Source organism: Desulfovibrio sp. TomC, assembly GCF_000801335.2.
Lineage (GTDB): Bacteria > Desulfobacterota > Desulfovibrionia > Desulfovibrionales > Desulfovibrionaceae > Solidesulfovibrio.
Genome location: NZ_JSEH01000007.1, coordinates 215,328 through 231,285 on the forward strand (window position 1 = coordinate 215,328; position 15,958 = coordinate 231,285).

Sequence of the window (15,958 nt, forward strand, 5' to 3'; positions counted from 1 at the left end):
ATGCAAATCAAAATTTACCTCTCTTCGTTTAGCTTCGACATTCTTGCCGAATACAGAAATATGTTTAAGGATGCAGAAATAAATATTTTGCTTTCGTATGGGACGACAAGCAGCGACTATTATAGTATGATTGAGAAGAATAGGGGCATGATTAACAGCCTCATCCTCGATAGCGGGGCTTTTAGCTTAAACAACATCGAAGGAAGCAACGGCAAGCCCATCAGCATCGATGGATTCATTGCATATTGCAAAACATTCCAAGAGCGGTTCGATTTTATTTTCAACTTCGATGAAGACTTTCACTTAGATGGATTTGAAAAGAACTATAAGAATCAGAAAAAAATTGAAGCGGCCGGGATAAAAGTTGTTCCCGTTGTACATGATTACATAGGGGAAGAAGTGGCTGAGCTTGATGAATACTTGAAAAGTTACGATTTGATATCTCTTGGGTTTTCAAAACACAAAAATGATAAACAAAAGTTGGCCGCTGCTGTGCTGAAAATAAAGCAAGCGAATAAAAAAGTTCACTTACTCGGCGTTAGCGCATACAACAGATTGAAAAATTTGCCAGTTGATTACAGCGATAGCAGCAACTGGGCTCAAGGCCAAATCTTTGGATTTATGTATTACTGGAACGCCAAGAATACTCCGAATGACCCTGAATTGACGCTTAGATTTAAAGATTTTGAGCCAAATAAAGCTACTGGAATTAAACACTTGGATGGTTCGCCATACTTTGACGAGATCATTGAGTACTTGAAAAATGAACTCGGCATATCATATCAAAATCTTTACGGACAAAACGCTACATTTTATCGACAACTAGTGAACACTCACTACTTTGTCAAGCTGCAAGATCGTGTGCGTGAAGCCCACATTGCCAATGGATTTGACACACTTTACCCGTAGAAAGTGCAAACAACTACTGAGCTAGCTCAATAGATCATAGCGGCTGTTGGTATTTACACACGGGCGTTGAATTGAAAGAGTTACATGCTGATTTTTTGTAGAATATATACGGCAGAAAACCTCGTTGTGACTGTCAAAATTTGAAAATTATATTTTGTTTTTGAAAAAACAAGTCATTTTAAAATGGCTTAAAGTATGTCTCTCAGTTGTAGGCAGGAGAGGTGATGGCATGTCTTTTCAGGATGAAGAAAATTTGGCGATTCCAATTCGGCAGCTTCCGGGTGAGCTTGTCGAAAAAATAAACAGTCTGACTGAATTTAATGAACTAGATAGAATTGATGTTTTTGAAGAACTGTCGAAGATATTCTCATTGATACCCGTTAGGGCTTTGCCAGAACAAAAAAAGAAAGAAAAATCCCCTATTAAAATGGGCTGGACGAAGGCCTGTATTGAAAAGGATGAATTCAACGCCTTAGATTACATCAGAAACAATGCGGGTGTCGCTTGTGGGCCTGCCAGTGGCGTCATTGTCCTTGACATTGATCATGTTGAATATTTTGAAGAATATCTTTCTGAAAACAACATTTCAGATGATTTCAAGAATACTTTGACCATTGAGACTGGTAGCGGCAAGAATCACTATTATTATCAATATCCGACAGATGGATTTGTTTATCGGAAGGGTCAAGAGAAAAAAGAAGTTGAAATCATCCCGGGTCAATCCATGAGTGTCGTTGTCTTTGATGTACAAGGCTTAGGATTTCAGGTCGTAGCTCCAGGCTCAATACATCCTGTGACATTTAAATTCTATACGATAAAAAACAATTTTCCGATCAGTCCTGCCCCAGAATGGGTTCTGAATTTATGCCGGAAAGAGCCAATTCAAGACAATACACCCCTGCCACTCGAAGAAGATTTAGCAGGCACAGAAATTAAGTATTGTTATTCCGCGCAAGATATTCCAGAGTTTGAAGCAGATGAAGATGAGTATTCTGATACATCGCCGCAAAAAAGATTTAAAATGCACTTCGATAACAGTATTTTATGGGGTTACGACAAACAGTGTGACAAATTGTCGTATCCAGCTATGGCCTTCAGGGAAGGCGTCTACCTTGCTTTGCCAAGGTCGCGGCGATCTTATCTTTGCTTCGATCTAGACTATGAGGATTCCGCGAACGCATGGAGTGCGGTTGGTCTTTCAGAGCCAACGATAGTGATCGTCAACCCCCAGAATGGACACTCCCATATTTTATATGAATTGAAAGACCCTGTATACTGGCCTTGTGGTAGCAACGACAATAAAATTCGCAGGAAACCTGTCGAATACTTTAATGCGCTCAGGTACGCATACACTGAGAAGTTAAAAGCAGATAAGGATTTCACGCATGTCGTCATCAAGAATCCTTTCTCTGGAGTCTGGGACACTTCGTGGCATGATAACTCCTATGCGCTGAAAGATTTAGCCAGCTTCGTAGAATTGCCCAGTAAACAACAGTATTTTGAAAATATGAGGAACAGTGTATATTCCGGAAGGAACCCAGAGCTATTTCATGTTGCCAGAATGTGGTCAAATGCCAACATCAGGAAGCAGATTGATGGACCAAGTCTTTTTAATTTGCTATTGCTCTATTTGAACAATTATAATTCTACGAAGATTGTGGAGCACTGGCCTGACAGAGGTCCTCTTGATAATGATGAAGTAGAAACGATTGCCAAACATGTTGCTAAATGGTTTTGGAAAAATAAAGACAATCCTCGTTATAATAGAAATATGAAAAACTATGGTGTTATGGGATTGGACCCAATAGATCCTTCGCTAAAGGGAGAAGATAGAAATAAAAAAGTTAAAGAGAACAAATCAATAGGAGCTGGCCATACGCACACTGAAAAAGTAAGTAATAATGATGATATCTTGCGAAGGACAATAGATAACTTGATGGCTTCTGGCAAAAGATTGAGCGATAGAAATATTTCAAGGAGTAGTGGGAAATGCTTAAATACTATTAGGTTGAGACGAGATTTTATTAATAATTATATCGAAAGTAAAAAATCTCAGTCGTAGTCTGGCAACATACGAATTGTGTTATGAATGTATGTTTTGATTTATCAAATATAATTATATTCTTTGAGTACTAGAATTAGATAATATTTTTAAAATTATTCTAATTGTTTTATAATAGGTAAATATAATATATATTTTAAAAATAATAAATTTTTTTGGAGAAAAACTGATATACCAAACTGCTACCGGTTCATTAAAATTTGATTTTACAACGAATAAGGATGGCGTCTTTTTGGACTGCCTCCAAGTTTCAAAACATGAAAAGTGATAGCCCCTTATCTTGAGTGCTTCGTATAAAAGTTATACATATTTATTGCTTGATTCACAGCCATAGGGTATCATTCCAAGACAAGTTCGGCAACATTCTCTTTCTACAGACAGAAATAAAAGACTATATTATTGAATATAATAGACGATCTGGACGATTTTAAGAAATAACCAGCAACCAAGTCTTGATAAAACATTATGCGCAAGCTGAATTGATTTTTACCGTATTCAAATAATTTAAACAAATATTAAGCGTAGTTAAAGTGTCGTGGGTGCCTTGCATTAAGTTGTCGGTCAAGTGTTGCTGAAAGTGCAAACGAGAGATTCAACCTAAGAATATTTCGCGGTCAAGAAATAAAAATGACTCAAGGTCAAAATTACCTGTCGGCTCCATCGAACAGGAATTCTTGAGAGTTATCTAAGCAATATGAAGCGATTCAGTTGTGAAAGGGATTGAGACCGAAAGACTGGCCCGTATTCATGATTTTCATGAAGAAACCACGGTGGCGCATATGATGAACGAAGTTCATGACAAACTGAAGTTTACTGATTACATTCAGTTCTGAAGATATAGATAGGTATAATGCCTTCTGGTCATATGTGTGATTAGGTTCGGGACGGTTTTGAAAGACCTGACTTGAGACCAAGGGAAGTCCTCTTTAAATGCCTTATGGCAAAAGCGTTGGAGTCGCTAGTTTTTAAGGAGGATGGCTGCGTATCTGTAAGGGATACGGCAAGAGATGTAGTATTTGTAAATTATTTGATGGTTAAAAGGAAATTTACGCGACCGCGATTGTTCAAGGCATGACTGTTAGTGAAAACTTAAAATCATGGTCGACGAAGTAATTCAATAAGAGCAAAAACATCTCTTGCTATAGCCGAATACGGGCAAACCGTATGTTCGGTTGTGAAGGGAGCTTGATCCGGCGACGAATCATTCGATCCTGAAACTGCTGTCTACCCTGGTGCATCATGAACACCAGGGCGGCGGCAGGACTACGTAAATCTATTCAGAGGACCTCGCCTTCGGGCCGGGTCCTTTTTTTGTTTCAGAAGATGATCGGGGACAGCTCTCCACCCACGCATGGGAAATTACCCGCCCGGCAGACCCCAAAACCGACCCTCTATACTCCCCGTCCTGGGTCGTTTGGGGATTGACCCATGACTTACCCTCCCCCGTGACCGAAAACCCCGGAAAATTGATCCTGGGGCCAATTCACGTTTTGGCCCCGGGGAGATCAAGCTCATCTTGCGCAAGATAATGCAAAAAGCATTATTCAGCATAAATTCTTGAACTATCTTCCAGCCAATACAGAAATTATCAATCAACCAAACAAAGGAGCTTGTATGAGCAAGAAGAACGATAACGTGTCTGTGGATGAACAGGAAGTTCCTGAAAAGAAGAAGATCGAATCGAAGTACAATCCTTCGATGCTTCGCGAGTGCATTTTCAATGGCATGGACGCTTCAGCAATTCTGGCAAGAATGGAAATCAAACACCGCCAGACTCTGAAGCAATACGTCCTTAAGTTGATGAGCGATGACAAGACCTACTATGAGGTCAAGGGGCTTTACCTCAAGAACTCGCGGCGGCCGAAGGTGAACAACAAATTGGAGCTCAAGATTTATCTGAAGAATCTTGACCTTCAAGGACTTATCGTCAGTGACGGTGATGAGTTCTCGGTTCTCGCCGAAGATGGAAAGATCATTTTGACGAAGGTCTAATCCGTTTGGTCTTTAACATAGTCATATCGAAAGATGTGGCTATTTTTTAATTATTCGGCGCAAGGTTATGTTTATTTGTCTAAAGTTATACAGAAATAATCAATGAGGGGAAAGTACGTTTTGTACCAAGAACGTACATTGGGATTTTTGGAATGGTTTTCTGGAAGAATTTTACAGGGTTATTGTCGAGTCTCCCAAGGGCTTCCTTTGAGGAGCTGATTTGTAAGTACGATTTTCAACTCCCTGGAAGAAAACTGGGAATTGGAGGGGGAAATGAAGGTTGAACCGATCATTGATCTGAAAAGTGTGAAGAGCATCAAAAAGATTCTCAGTGACTCTCCCCGCGACAAATTGCTTTTTGTCATGGGTGTCAACTCAGGTCTGCGAGTCCAAGACTTGCTGGCATTAAAAGTCAGTGATGTCAAAGACGTAAAGATCGGAGAGAGGATAACCTTGCGCGAAAAGAAAACGGGCAAGGAGAATGTGTTCATTTTAAATAAGGAGATTAAATCTGCACTAGATGCTCATCTGGCGACAGTAAAGGATGATGACGACCATTTCCTGTTTAAAAGCAGAAAAGGTCGAAATTATCCCCTTACAACCTATGCCGTGACAAAATATGTCAAGAAATGGACTGAGGCCATTAACCTGAAAGGGAATTATGGTGCTCACTCACTTCGAAAGACATGGACTTACCATCAGCGAAAGACATTCGGTGTTTCCTGGGAAGTCTTGGCGAAACGGTTAAACCATTCCAGTCCTTCAATTACTCGAAGGTATCTTGGAGTGCAAGAGGAGGAAGTCGAAGAAATATTGATGAATACCATTTAGCTTTATCTTTCAAGGGGCCTAAAAGCCCTTTGATTTGTTTTTGCTAATTTCAATGAGCCTTACTATTTCGATTCACTGCCGGTTTATAATTATTACCAACTTAAAATCAATAGGATACACTTCGGAGGTATTTTATGGGCGTCTATCAACGAGATGGACGATGGATGGTCTTTTATCACGATGAGTCGGGTAAAAGACGGGATAAGTCGTTCGGCCGCGGCGACAATGCCTATGCTCAAGCTGATGCCTTTAATTCGGCTGTCATTGAAGCAAAAGACCAGGGGCAGGCAATTCCAGTCCTTCAGACTAAGGTGATCACCTTGCCGGAGCCCGCGCCAGTGAAGGTGATTGAAGAGATCACTACCCCGGTGAAAGATGATCACTTTCCTCAAGGCATGACATTTCGGGAACTCGCGGCAAAATACCTGTCCCATCTCAAGGTGTCGGGCAGAACCGAGAACAATACCCGTAAGTTGGCCAAGATGGTTGAAAACCAGTTCAATCCGCTGATCGGCGACCGGGCAGTGAATTCGATGACCTACATCGATGACATGGTCCCGTTCATCCAGTTCTTCCAGGAAACCGACGGTAAACAGGGCCGGCCCCGTTCCCAGCTGACCGTGAATCGTTATGGCGATTACGTCAACGCCATCTTCAATTTTGGCGTCACCACTGGGCTGACTAAGGTAAACCCCATGAAGGGCAGGAAGAAATCAAGAGAGAAGCCGCGTGATGTCCAGTTGACCGTCAATGACGTCAAAAGGATCATGGACCATGCCGAGCCACATGTCAGGTGGGCCATGGAGGTTTGTTTCAGCCTGGGGACACGGCCCGGTGAATCTGAACTTCTTGCCTTGAAATGGGATCACATCGACTTGGAGAAAGGCATTGCTAAAATTTATGCAAGCAAGACAAAGACCTACCGGTCTGTACCAATTGCCCCGGCCCTGCTTGAAAAGATGAAGGGAAAGAAGCCTTCATCAATGTCAGGTTATGTGATCGAGTGGCGCGGCCAGCCAATTGGCATGATCCGCAAAGGTTTCAGAAGAGCCTGCGAACGGGCAGGCATTAAATACCCTGTTAGAATGTATGACTTACGACATCTCTTTGCCACTACCATGTTGAGCAAAGGAGCAGATTTGGCAGCAGTGTCCAAACTGTTAGGGCACTCAATGATTTCAACGACAACAAGCCATTATTATCACTGCCTGGAAGGTGAAAAAGAAAGAGCGGTTAGTTTATTGCCTGAATTAGTTTGAAGTTAAAAACGGCTGGACATCTTTGCCAGGAGATGTCCAGCTAATGTAGTAGAATGATTTAAACACTTGCAGCTTTTTGCAATAAATAAACTTAATTAAGTAGTAGTGTTGAGAACTCAAATTCAAAGCCGAAAAATTCAAAGAAAAAAAGGACTGAACAATGGATATCAACAACTTGCCCTCACACTCTTCAGAGGACAGTGCCGAAACATATCAGAGCGAAATTGCTATTTCAACAGGAATAACTCCTGTCAGAAAATTGAAACTTGTACCAATTGCCAGGAAGCAAAATTTCAAACAATCAATAAATGATGCAACTAATGAAATTATTTCTTCCGACGACATTTGAGTTGCACTGAAAAGACCTGAATTTTGTTGTTAATGCGTGCTTAAAATAAAACAACGGGGATATCTTTTCCAGAAGATGTGCCCGTCAATACAAAGGAGAATAGTTGTGGCTAAAAAAGGAACAGTCAAAAAAGTCTGTGCGTGTATGGGTGAAAAATTCTACGTCGAACCAGATGAACAGTGGAAAACAATTTGTCCGAAATGCTATAAAAAGTACTACCTTCCAATTAAACATTTGTACTCTCAAAAAGCCATTTGCAATATGTGGGGATGGGTTCTCGAAAAACATTATAGATTTTCGCGAGATGGCCGTTATGTTCAACAAAGTTTACTGCCGGTGAATGATCCATACGACAATGGTGTTGAAGTATATTGGACAGGGACAGACTACGATTACCGTTAATTAATATGCCAATTTAAGTACAATCAGGTGAATGCAAAATGTTTTGTATTCACCTGATTTGGTGCAAATTAAATACATTTTTTCTTGCTGATAAATTCATTGTGGCAACAACGCAGAAAGAGCCAGTCATTTATTAATCGGACTGGACTATTTTAACGGCCGCTACGTAGGCTCAATGCAGTATCAGAATATAAAAATAGCGTTTTTTAAACGCCTACTCAATAAACATTTCGTCTACGTGTTTTTTGATAAAATCATACTCTGACATCAATAGGATATAAGCGCCGGAGCAATAATGCCCCCCTGGAGCGACCGAATTCCTCGGTTGCGCCGGTCCGAAAGTGTACCGGCTAAAGCCTTCCACTCGATCTGCTGGTAAAGAGCCGGTCGCAAGGAAGGGAGGGGGGATGTACCACGTGGAGATTTATCAGCGAGTCCGGCGAGCCTGCCACGTTGAAGGGATGAGTATCCGCCAAGCAGCCAAATTCTTTGGGCTACACCGGAAAACCATTTCAAAATTCCTCAGTTTTTCCATCCCTCCGGGCTACCAACGATTGAAGCCGATTTATTCTCCCAAGTTAGGAGAATTTACAGGCATCATCGATGCGATCCTTGCCGACGACAAGCTTCGCCCCAAGAAACAGCATCACACGTCCAAGCGCATTCTGCAGCGCCTTCGAGATGAGCATGGGTTTACCGGTGGCTATACCATCGTAAAGGACTACGTGCGTGAGCAAACCTTGCGATCTCAGGAGATGTTCATCCCTTTGGTGCATCCCCCGGGTCATGCCCAGGCAGACTTTGGTGAAGCCGTAGTAGTGATAGGTGGCATAGAGCAAAAAGCTCACTTCTTTGCTTTTGATCTCCCTCACAGCGACGCCTGCTTCGTCAAAGCTTACCCCGCAGAGACAACTGAAGCTTTCTGTGATGGACACAATTCAGCTTTTGCGTTCTTTGGAAGCGTGCCTCAGTCCATCCTTTACGACAACACCAAGATCGCAGTTGCTCGAATTCTTGGCGATGGAAAGCGTGTACGCTCACGCATATTTAGTGAGCTACAGTCTCACTATTTGTTTGATGATCGCTTCGGTCGCCCTGGGAAGGGCAATGACAAGGGCAAGGTTGAAGGGTTGGTGGGTTTTTCTCGCCGCAACTTTATGGTCCCAATCCCGCATTTCCCAAGCTATGAGGCTTTCAATGAATATCTTGAAGCCTGCTGCCGAATGCGACTAGCAGAAAAGCTTCGTGGCCACAGTGAAACCATTGGGCAAAGACTTCAACGTGACTTGTCGGCATTTTTACCTTTACCGACAACACCTTATGACGCGTGTATCAAGTTCCCAACAAAAGTAAGTTCTTTTTCGTTGGTTCGTTACAAGACAAACGACTACTCCGTACCTACAATATACGGACACCGAGACGTGCTGATCAAGGCGTATGTTGACGAGATCATGGTCTGTTGTGGCAGTGAGTGTATCGCTAAACATTCGCGTTCGTACGATAAAGAAGATTTTATATTTGATCCGCTGCACTATCTAGCACTGCTAGAGAGGAAGATTAACGCGCTGGACCAGGCGGCTCCGCTTGCCGGCTGGCAACTCCCTGAATGCTTTTCCACTCTCCGCCGATTGCTTGAAAGCCGCATGGGCACTGCCGGCAAGCGAGAATATGTTCAGGTACTGCGCTTGATGGAGATGTTTTCTCCCGAACAAGTCGAAACAGCGATCAAGCAGGCCCTGAAACTGGGGGCAATCGGCTTTGATGCCGTTAAACATCTACTGCTGTGCATCATTGAACGTAAGCCGCCTCGGCTCGATCTTGATGTCTATCCTTATCTTCCTAATGCCAAAGTCCTGACGACAAAAGCCAGCGCCTATTCGTCGCTACTGAAGAAGGTGGCGGCATGAGCGAACAACCACAGCTACTCTTGGCGCATCACTTAAAATCCTTAAAGTTGCCGACATTCTCCAGGGAATACGACAAGGTTGCCCAACAGTGCGCTGCCGAAGGAATGGATTATCCCCGCTACCTGCTACGTTTGGCAGAGTTGGAGTTAATCGAACGTGAACGGCGGATGGTAGAACGACGAATTCGTGAAGCGAAGTTCCCAGCCGTAAAAAGTCTGGACAGTTTTGATTTCCGAGCTTTGCCCAGTATCAACAAGCCTCTGGTCAACGAACTTGCCCGATGCGAATACATTTTACGCCGAGAAAATATCATTGCCCTCGGCAATAGTGGCACGGGTAAAACACACTTGGTCCTTGGACTTGGACTTGCTGCATGTCAGAAGGGCCTTTCAGTGGGCTTTGTCACGGCGGCGTCACTAGTCCATGAGTTGATGGAGGCAAGAGATGAGAAGCGATTGCTACGTATGCAGAAACAGCTTGCAGGGTACAAGTTGCTTATCATTGATGAGCTTGGATTTGTGCCGTTGTCAAAAGTAGGGGCCGAGCTTCTGTTTGAGGTTTTCAGCCAACGATATGAACGTGGATCAATCGCTGTTACAAGCAATTTGCCATTTGATGAATGGACAGAGGTTTTTGGTTCAGAGCGCTTGACTGGAGCATTGCTAGACCGTCTCACGCATCATGTGCATATCCTGGAAATTAACGGTGACAGTTACAGGCTTAACCAAAGCAAAATGAAGCTTCGTCCGGCTCAAAGACCATCTCTTGAGGATAACGGACAAAATCCAGAGCCTTCCCCAAGGTAAAGAACCGAGATATCAAATCGACAGAAAGGGCCCCTCGGGGCCCTTTCTCTGACAACGGGTGGTACACTTTTACTCCGGCCAGCCGGTACACTTTCTCTCCGCCCTTGACATCCACAAACGATAGGTATACCCTATCAAAAAAATGGCTAACTATCGAAATAATCTATCGCAGGTGTCGGCATGCAAACTCTCGGGATTACGGAAATCGAACAAATTCGGACGACTATCCTCGATAAGTATGAAAAGGTGGCAAAGTCGCCGACTGGTCAATTTCGTTATCCCACTGGAATGAAAGGCCTCACAGCGCAAGGCTATGACTCTGCACTCGTGGCGCTGTTGCCCCTGACGGTGCGAGAGTTCTTCGTTGGCGTTGGCAACCCCTTGTCGCTGCGTCGCATCGAACCAGGGCAAACAGTCTTGGATGTAGGGTGCGGCGCTGGGGTGGACACGCTTTTTGCCTCTCTTCTGGTCGGCGAGCAGGGAAAGGCGGTGGGAGTGGAATTTTCCCCCGCCATGGCAGCCCGAGCGCAGGCAAACAAAAAGCAAAGTGCAATAAACAATGCGGTCTTTCTTAACGGCTCGGCTGAAAAGCTTCCTTTGAGAAGCGAATCTTTCGATGTGGTTATCTCAAGCGGCGTTTTCAACCTTGTCGTGGATAAAGAACGGGCTTTGCATGAGGTCTTTCGTGTATTGAAGAAGGGTGGAAGCTTTCAAGTTGCCGATCAAATTCTGAATATGCCATTCGGAGCAGATAGGCGAGATATGGTGTCATCTTGGTTCACTTGACAGGGCGGCGCAATACCGGAAACGGCGTTTCTGGACATGCTACGAGACTCAGGGTTCACTGAAGTCAAACCTCTTGGGACAACAGGTTTTTCAAGTTCTCCCGTGACGATAGGGATGCATTTTGTAGCAAGTAAAGCGTAGTGAGTTGACTTGTAATGCACGTTACAGCCAAATATTAGCCAAAATAATAGCCAAAGGCTTCATTGCGCGCGGCATTATCTTGTTGGCTGGCCGCCACAGATGAACATGTGAATAGCCAAGATAGGTCAATGAAATCAATATAATGAGCCAACTTTTGTGTCTTCGTAATCAGCAGGTCTGGAGTTCGAGTCTCCATGCTGGCTCCAAGGATTTCAAGGCCTTACCCCGGGAACGGGGTGAGGCCTTCATCTTTTTTGATACCCTATTGCTACCCTGACGACGTTGCTACCCCTGATACCCCCGCCGCCCACCTAGCCCTTGATACCCTTGCTATCCGGGATTCAAGGTTTTCGACTGGCAGGAGTATGGCAAAATGAGCCGTACTCCCCTCGATATTCCTCTGTCGGACAGCCACTACGTTGGAAATCGCTGCGGGCACGACCCCAAGCTGCCTGTGCTAACTCCTGCTAACCCGATTCGCAAAGGCAAGGGCGGTCTCCCGCGCATTCTCTCCCTGGCCGCCGAGCGGACCAAGGCTTGGTACGACCATCCGAAAAAATGTCCGCCACTGCTGGCTCAGGGCAACCGCAAAACGCGTAGCGAGCGTCGGGAGGCCTGTCTCGTGGTCTTGGAGACCCTGCTATCCCGCCTCGACCTCGCCTCCCTGTGCCTGGGCGTGCCGACTCTGGCCAATGGATTTATCGACATCGACATGAAGGCCATTGTCCGCGACACTGGCCTGGGCCAGCGCCGTTGTGAGCGGGCCATCAGGCAGCTCAAAGAGGCCGGCTTCATGCAGGTAGCCCAGCCACGGAGTCGAAGCGATGAGGGCCACTACTTCGGCTGCCGGGCGATTCGGGTTATCACCACGGCTTTTTTTGATTGGCTGGGCTTGGGGCCGATGCTGCGCCGGGAACGGGCCAGAGCCTCAGAGGCGCTACGCCGCAAGGCACGAAAGGCCAATCGCAAGTTGACCGATTTCATGCGGCGGGTGGTTTCCGGTGTAAGGCCCGTGTTCAAGCGCCGCGCGGGCGACAAAAACACGGAACAGCGTGTCGCTCATTGGAACGCCGCCTGGACAAGTCATGTTTTGGCCGGGCTGGATGTACGAGAAGCCCAGCGGCGAGCGAACGAGACTCTTGGATATCCTCCTGGATATAGCCCGGGACAAGATCAATAAAACGCCTCATTCCATTGCCATTTAGTCCGCTAAAGACTTCTTCGTATTAATTCTGTCTCATATTTGCGTTCAAAGCTTGCCAGTTTTCTTAGGGAAGATGGCAAGCAACCGCTATCTCGTAATCTGGCAACTCGTGCTGCCTGTCTGTGCCTGTACAAAATTAGAATAAGTGTCGCCTTGTTAACCCGTATGTGTCGGTCATAAATATCAATAGACAAGAATAAACAAAATAATAGCCACATTGTTCATTGTCGATACATTTGTGGCAGTCTGAAAGTATGGCAATATGCACCAATACTTTTGCTAAAAGTATTGTTCACTTGTGCCATGTCCATATGTATTGACCTATTCTACACGTATGCAGCGCCTTAGCTATGTTTTGTCATTTGTCTACTATTTTGTATGGAGTCATAATGAATTTTAATCAAAGAATGAGCATGGCGTCGTTTAGCATCGAAAGTTGGAGTACGGTGTAACGGAGTCAGAAGGCAGGACAGGTGAAGTAGGCCCACCTGCGGCGGCCTTCTTCACGTCCTGCCCTGCGGGGCTGACTTATTCGCCTGCGGCTCAACGCAAAGGCCAGTGAGGAGATGGGCACCATGCCTTCCAAAAAAACCGTACTGAAGACCTATTTGACTCCAGGAGAATATGGAAAAATCATAGAAAGCGCCGACAAGGCAGGTGTGTCTCTTTCCGCTTTCGCCAAACGCGTCTGTCTTGGGCAGCCAGTCCCAAGCCTGGAAAACCAGAGAGCCCGCCGTGAACTGCTCAGGATCAATGCCGACCTAGGCAGGCTCGGAGGTCTTTTCAAATTGTGTCTGTCCAACAAGGAGGGGGTTCATCAGGCGATACACCAAGAAATCAGGCGTGTGCTTCGTGAAATAGAAGCCCGTCAACGGGAACTCAAGGCCGCCGTGGCCAGGATTTGATATGCTTACGAGAGCGTCGTGATGATCAGCCGGCGAATTGCCAGAAAGCCGGGAAACGACAATTATCGTCGTTTAGCCAAGTACATCGCTGATGCCAGCCGCGACGGCGAAAAATGTCTGTTGACATGGTGTATCGGGTGCTGGGCCGACGACGATTACGAACTGGCCGTCCAGGAGGTCTCCGACACCCAGGAGCTGAACACCCGGACCACCAAGGAAAAGACCTATCACCTCATCGTGAGCTTCCGGCCCGAGGACGAAATGAGGCTGACGCCGGAAGTCCTCAAGGCCATCGAGGCGGAATTTGCCAAGGCTTTGGGCTTCGAGGAGCACCAACGGCATTGCGGTGTGCACAAAAACACAGCCAACCTGCACATGCACGTGGCCTACAACATGATTCACCCGGAGCGGCTGACCCGGCATGAGCCATTTCGCGACTACCGTGGCCGGGATCGAGTCTGTCGTGAGTTGGAAAAGCGTTTCGGTCTGGCTATCGACAACGGTCGCGACCAAACCAGGCCTCAAGAACGACCGCCACTTAGCGACGAAGCCGCGAACGTGGAAGCTCATACCGGTCAGCAGTCTTTCGAAGGATACGCCAGGGGACACCGTGAAACTATTCTGGCCAGCTTGGAGAAGGCCACGGGCTGGCAGAGCCTGCACCAGACCCTGGCCTTATATGGTCTGAAGATCAAGCCACACGGGAACGGCCTCGTCATCAAGGACCGGCATGGCAAGCGTACGATCAAGGCCAGCAGCCTTGACCGGAGCTTGGCCATGGGGAGGCTTGAAAAGCGTTTGGGTCCGTTCAAGCCGCCCGATATGGCCGTTACCAGGGTGCCGTCTCAAGATCAATATCAGGCCAAGCCCTTACACCGTGGTCCAGAGCGCGGGAATCTGTTTGCCGAGTACCAGACCGGAATCGCCCGGCGAAAGGAGGAGCTTGCGGCCTTGAAGCAACAGGGACAGACTCGTCGGGAAGCGATAGCTCTGAAATGGGAGCGCATACGCCAGGAGATTGAGGATCTGGCCTTGACCAGGCGAGACCGCTTCGCCCTGCTTAAGCAGTTGCGGCAGCATGAGGCCAAGACCAAGCGTAGGTTCGTTCGGGAAGTGGCCTTCCGGCGTCAAAAGCTAGCGGAGGCTATCCCCTACGCCTCGTGGAGCGCCTTCCTGCGCTGGCAAGCAGCTCAAGGCAACGAGACGGCTCTAGCCATACTCCGATCCAGGAAGGATGTGGTAGAACCCGAACAAGCCGATACGGCCGATGCCTCGCCCCAGGCTGGCAGAAGCTCCGCAAATGAAGAGTGGCAAGGCCGTAGGCAAAAAATCCTCAATGATCCGAAACTGAAACCCGGGGAAAAGCGTACGCTCTTATCTGTGGCCCGAATGCGCTACCTCGAAGCCTTGGAGGCGACCAAACCCGACAGCTCCGCGACGCTTTCCCTCCAAGGCTTCACTCACAGCATCGACGACAAGGGCACGGTCCTCTTCACCCTGCCCGGCGGCGGCCTGATCCGGGACATGGGCGACCAGGTGCTTTTCAGCGCGCATGATCCGACCGCAGAGAAAGTGGCTGTGAATTTTTCCCGGTTGAAGTTGGGTAACAGTATCAATCTTAAAGAAAATTACATACAACTACCTAGAATAATTAATGATGATATTTTAGAAAAAGAAAGAGCACGGGAGAAATGGCTTTCCCTCCGGTCGTCAGAGCAATAACCTTTATCCCCTCTCTGCTATTTGTTCGTGTCGGGCGAAGCCGTGTTCCCTCTGGACCCAGTTGAGCCGTGGTGCATTTCTCCACCGCTTTCATGCAGGCCGCCGGACTTCATCAGAGCATCGTATTCATCGGGACTCAATTTGGGCAATTGCCGCACCAGGGCCAGTATCCCCGCGATTAGTTCACGGTTGTGGGTTGAACCAAAGACGGGCATTCCCGTCATCTTGACGCCGTTTTCGATGATCCAGTAAAGTTCCGCGTCGCTTTTCTCCTGAACCACGACCGAAGCCGGATTCGGGGGACTCGGATAGAGTCCCTCGGCGAATTCCTGACGGGGATAGCCCGGAGCGCCATGGCACAGGCGGCACATTTCATGGAAATGCTCTACCCCGTGGGCCACGAGCTTGGAGTTCTTCAGATCGGGCAGTTGCACCCCGGAGCTGTGCGCGGCGATGGACCGGTCACGCGCCACCTTGAGTACGAATAGGGTGATCGGCCAGTGAGGGGCCGTGGCCGCGATGTTGTAGATGCCGGACAATACGAACGCGACCACGCCGATAATGCCGACGCCCGCGCCCCCGGCAAGAACCTTGACGGTTTGCATCCGGTTATCCCCCTATGCTTTCGATTTAGCGCAGGCATCAAGTTCGTAGTGTCCGGTCCAAACCTCCCACGCGACATT

At 46.8% G+C, this 15,958-nt stretch carries 15 protein-coding genes; 13 read left to right on the top strand and 2 right to left on the bottom strand.

Annotated elements, in window-relative coordinates; genetic code table 11:
- From NY78_RS08975 to NY78_RS09005, 10 genes are all read left to right on the top strand, one after another.
- A complete protein-coding gene (locus NY78_RS08975) occupies positions 1-909 on the top strand; it encodes a hypothetical protein (protein WP_043634533.1) in 909 nt (302 codons plus the stop codon).
- A 229-nt stretch (positions 910-1,138) separates the two neighbouring features.
- Entirely contained in the window at positions 1,139-2,971 is a 1,833-nt protein-coding gene (locus NY78_RS23645; protein ID WP_082139936.1) for a replication initiation protein, read from the top strand.
- Between the two features lie 1,614 nt (positions 2,972-4,585).
- Positions 4,586-4,963 carry a hypothetical protein gene (locus NY78_RS08980; RefSeq protein WP_043634535.1) on the top strand — a complete coding sequence of 126 codons (378 nt, stop codon included), beginning with the start codon at positions 4,586-4,588 and terminating at the stop codon, positions 4,961-4,963.
- A 273-nt stretch (positions 4,964-5,236) separates the two neighbouring features.
- Positions 5,237-5,794, top strand: coding sequence for a tyrosine-type recombinase/integrase (locus tag NY78_RS08985; protein ID WP_043634538.1), 558 nt, complete (start codon positions 5,237-5,239; stop codon positions 5,792-5,794).
- A 134-nt stretch (positions 5,795-5,928) separates the two neighbouring features.
- On the top strand, positions 5,929-7,053 hold the full coding sequence (locus NY78_RS08990) for a tyrosine-type recombinase/integrase (RefSeq protein WP_043634542.1): 1,125 nt from the start codon (positions 5,929-5,931) through the stop codon (positions 7,051-7,053).
- 160 nt (positions 7,054-7,213) lie between these two features.
- Positions 7,214-7,402, top strand: coding sequence for a hypothetical protein (locus NY78_RS24630; protein ID WP_156180901.1), 189 nt, complete (start codon positions 7,214-7,216; stop codon positions 7,400-7,402).
- Positions 7,403-7,507: 105 nt separating this feature from the next.
- Positions 7,508-7,804: a hypothetical protein gene (locus NY78_RS24635; RefSeq protein WP_156180902.1), complete on the top strand. Its 297-nt coding sequence runs from the start codon at positions 7,508-7,510 to the stop codon at positions 7,802-7,804.
- A gap of 407 nt (positions 7,805-8,211) precedes the next feature.
- A complete protein-coding gene (gene istA, locus NY78_RS08995; protein ID WP_082139937.1) occupies positions 8,212-9,711 on the top strand; it encodes an IS21 family transposase in 1,500 nt (499 codons plus the stop codon).
- Positions 9,708-10,517, top strand: a complete 810-nt coding sequence (gene istB, locus NY78_RS09000; RefSeq protein WP_043634545.1) for an IS21-like element helper ATPase IstB — start codon at positions 9,708-9,710, stop codon at positions 10,515-10,517. The genes istA and istB overlap by 4 nt, the downstream gene beginning before the upstream one ends.
- Before the next feature lie 180 nt (positions 10,518-10,697).
- Positions 10,698-11,444: a methyltransferase domain-containing protein gene (locus tag NY78_RS09005; protein WP_272483554.1), complete on the top strand. Its 747-nt coding sequence runs from the start codon at positions 10,698-10,700 to the stop codon at positions 11,442-11,444.
- A 34-nt stretch (positions 11,445-11,478) separates the two neighbouring features.
- On the opposite strand, the gene NY78_RS24640 is transcribed toward NY78_RS09005, so the two are convergent.
- The gene (locus tag NY78_RS24640; protein WP_156180903.1) at positions 11,479-11,640 is read right to left on the bottom strand and encodes a hypothetical protein; all 162 of its coding nucleotides are present in this window, start codon (positions 11,638-11,640) and stop codon (positions 11,479-11,481) included.
- Between the two features lie 177 nt (positions 11,641-11,817).
- On the opposite strand from NY78_RS24640, the gene NY78_RS09010 reads away from it, so the two are divergent.
- From NY78_RS09010 to traI, 3 genes are all read left to right on the top strand, one after another.
- Positions 11,818-12,624: a hypothetical protein gene (locus tag NY78_RS09010; RefSeq protein WP_047960099.1), complete on the top strand. Its 807-nt coding sequence runs from the start codon at positions 11,818-11,820 to the stop codon at positions 12,622-12,624.
- A 599-nt stretch (positions 12,625-13,223) separates the two neighbouring features.
- On the top strand, positions 13,224-13,553 hold the full coding sequence (locus tag NY78_RS09015) for a plasmid mobilization protein (RefSeq protein ID WP_043634630.1): 330 nt from the start codon (positions 13,224-13,226) through the stop codon (positions 13,551-13,553).
- Between the two features lie 21 nt (positions 13,554-13,574).
- Positions 13,575-15,275: a TraI/MobA(P) family conjugative relaxase gene (gene traI, locus NY78_RS09020; protein WP_082139938.1), complete on the top strand. Its 1,701-nt coding sequence runs from the start codon at positions 13,575-13,577 to the stop codon at positions 15,273-15,275.
- 17 nt (positions 15,276-15,292) lie between these two features.
- Here the strand turns inward: traI and NY78_RS09025 are convergent, their stop codons facing one another.
- Positions 15,293-15,880, bottom strand: a complete 588-nt coding sequence (locus NY78_RS09025; RefSeq protein ID WP_053062171.1) for a c-type cytochrome — start codon at positions 15,878-15,880, stop codon at positions 15,293-15,295.
- Positions 15,881-15,958 lie beyond the last annotated feature (78 nt).

Excerpts from the sequence above, each read along its gene's own strand:
- NY78_RS08975 (WP_043634533.1), top strand. The coding sequence starts at position 1 with ATGCAAATCAAAATTTACCTCTCTTCGTTTAGCTTCGACATTCTTGCC.
- NY78_RS23645 (WP_082139936.1), top strand. The coding sequence starts at position 1,139 with ATGTCTTTTCAGGATGAAGAAAATTTGGCGATTCCAATTCGGCAGCTT.
- NY78_RS08980 (WP_043634535.1), top strand. The coding sequence starts at position 4,586 with ATGAGCAAGAAGAACGATAACGTGTCTGTGGATGAACAGGAAGTTCCT.
- NY78_RS08985 (WP_043634538.1), top strand. The coding sequence starts at position 5,237 with ATGAAGGTTGAACCGATCATTGATCTGAAAAGTGTGAAGAGCATCAAA.
- NY78_RS08990 (WP_043634542.1), top strand. The coding sequence starts at position 5,929 with ATGGGCGTCTATCAACGAGATGGACGATGGATGGTCTTTTATCACGAT.
- NY78_RS24630 (WP_156180901.1), top strand. The coding sequence starts at position 7,214 with ATGGATATCAACAACTTGCCCTCACACTCTTCAGAGGACAGTGCCGAA.
- istA (WP_082139937.1), top strand. The coding sequence starts at position 8,212 with ATGTACCACGTGGAGATTTATCAGCGAGTCCGGCGAGCCTGCCACGTT.
- istB (WP_043634545.1), top strand. The coding sequence starts at position 9,708 with ATGAGCGAACAACCACAGCTACTCTTGGCGCATCACTTAAAATCCTTA.
- NY78_RS24640 (WP_156180903.1), bottom strand. The coding sequence starts at position 11,640 with ATGGAGACTCGAACTCCAGACCTGCTGATTACGAAGACACAAAAGTTG.
- NY78_RS09010 (WP_047960099.1), top strand. The coding sequence starts at position 11,818 with ATGAGCCGTACTCCCCTCGATATTCCTCTGTCGGACAGCCACTACGTT.
- NY78_RS09015 (WP_043634630.1), top strand. The coding sequence starts at position 13,224 with ATGCCTTCCAAAAAAACCGTACTGAAGACCTATTTGACTCCAGGAGAA.
- traI (WP_082139938.1), top strand. The coding sequence starts at position 13,575 with ATGATCAGCCGGCGAATTGCCAGAAAGCCGGGAAACGACAATTATCGT.
- NY78_RS09025 (WP_053062171.1), bottom strand. The coding sequence starts at position 15,880 with ATGCAAACCGTCAAGGTTCTTGCCGGGGGCGCGGGCGTCGGCATTATC.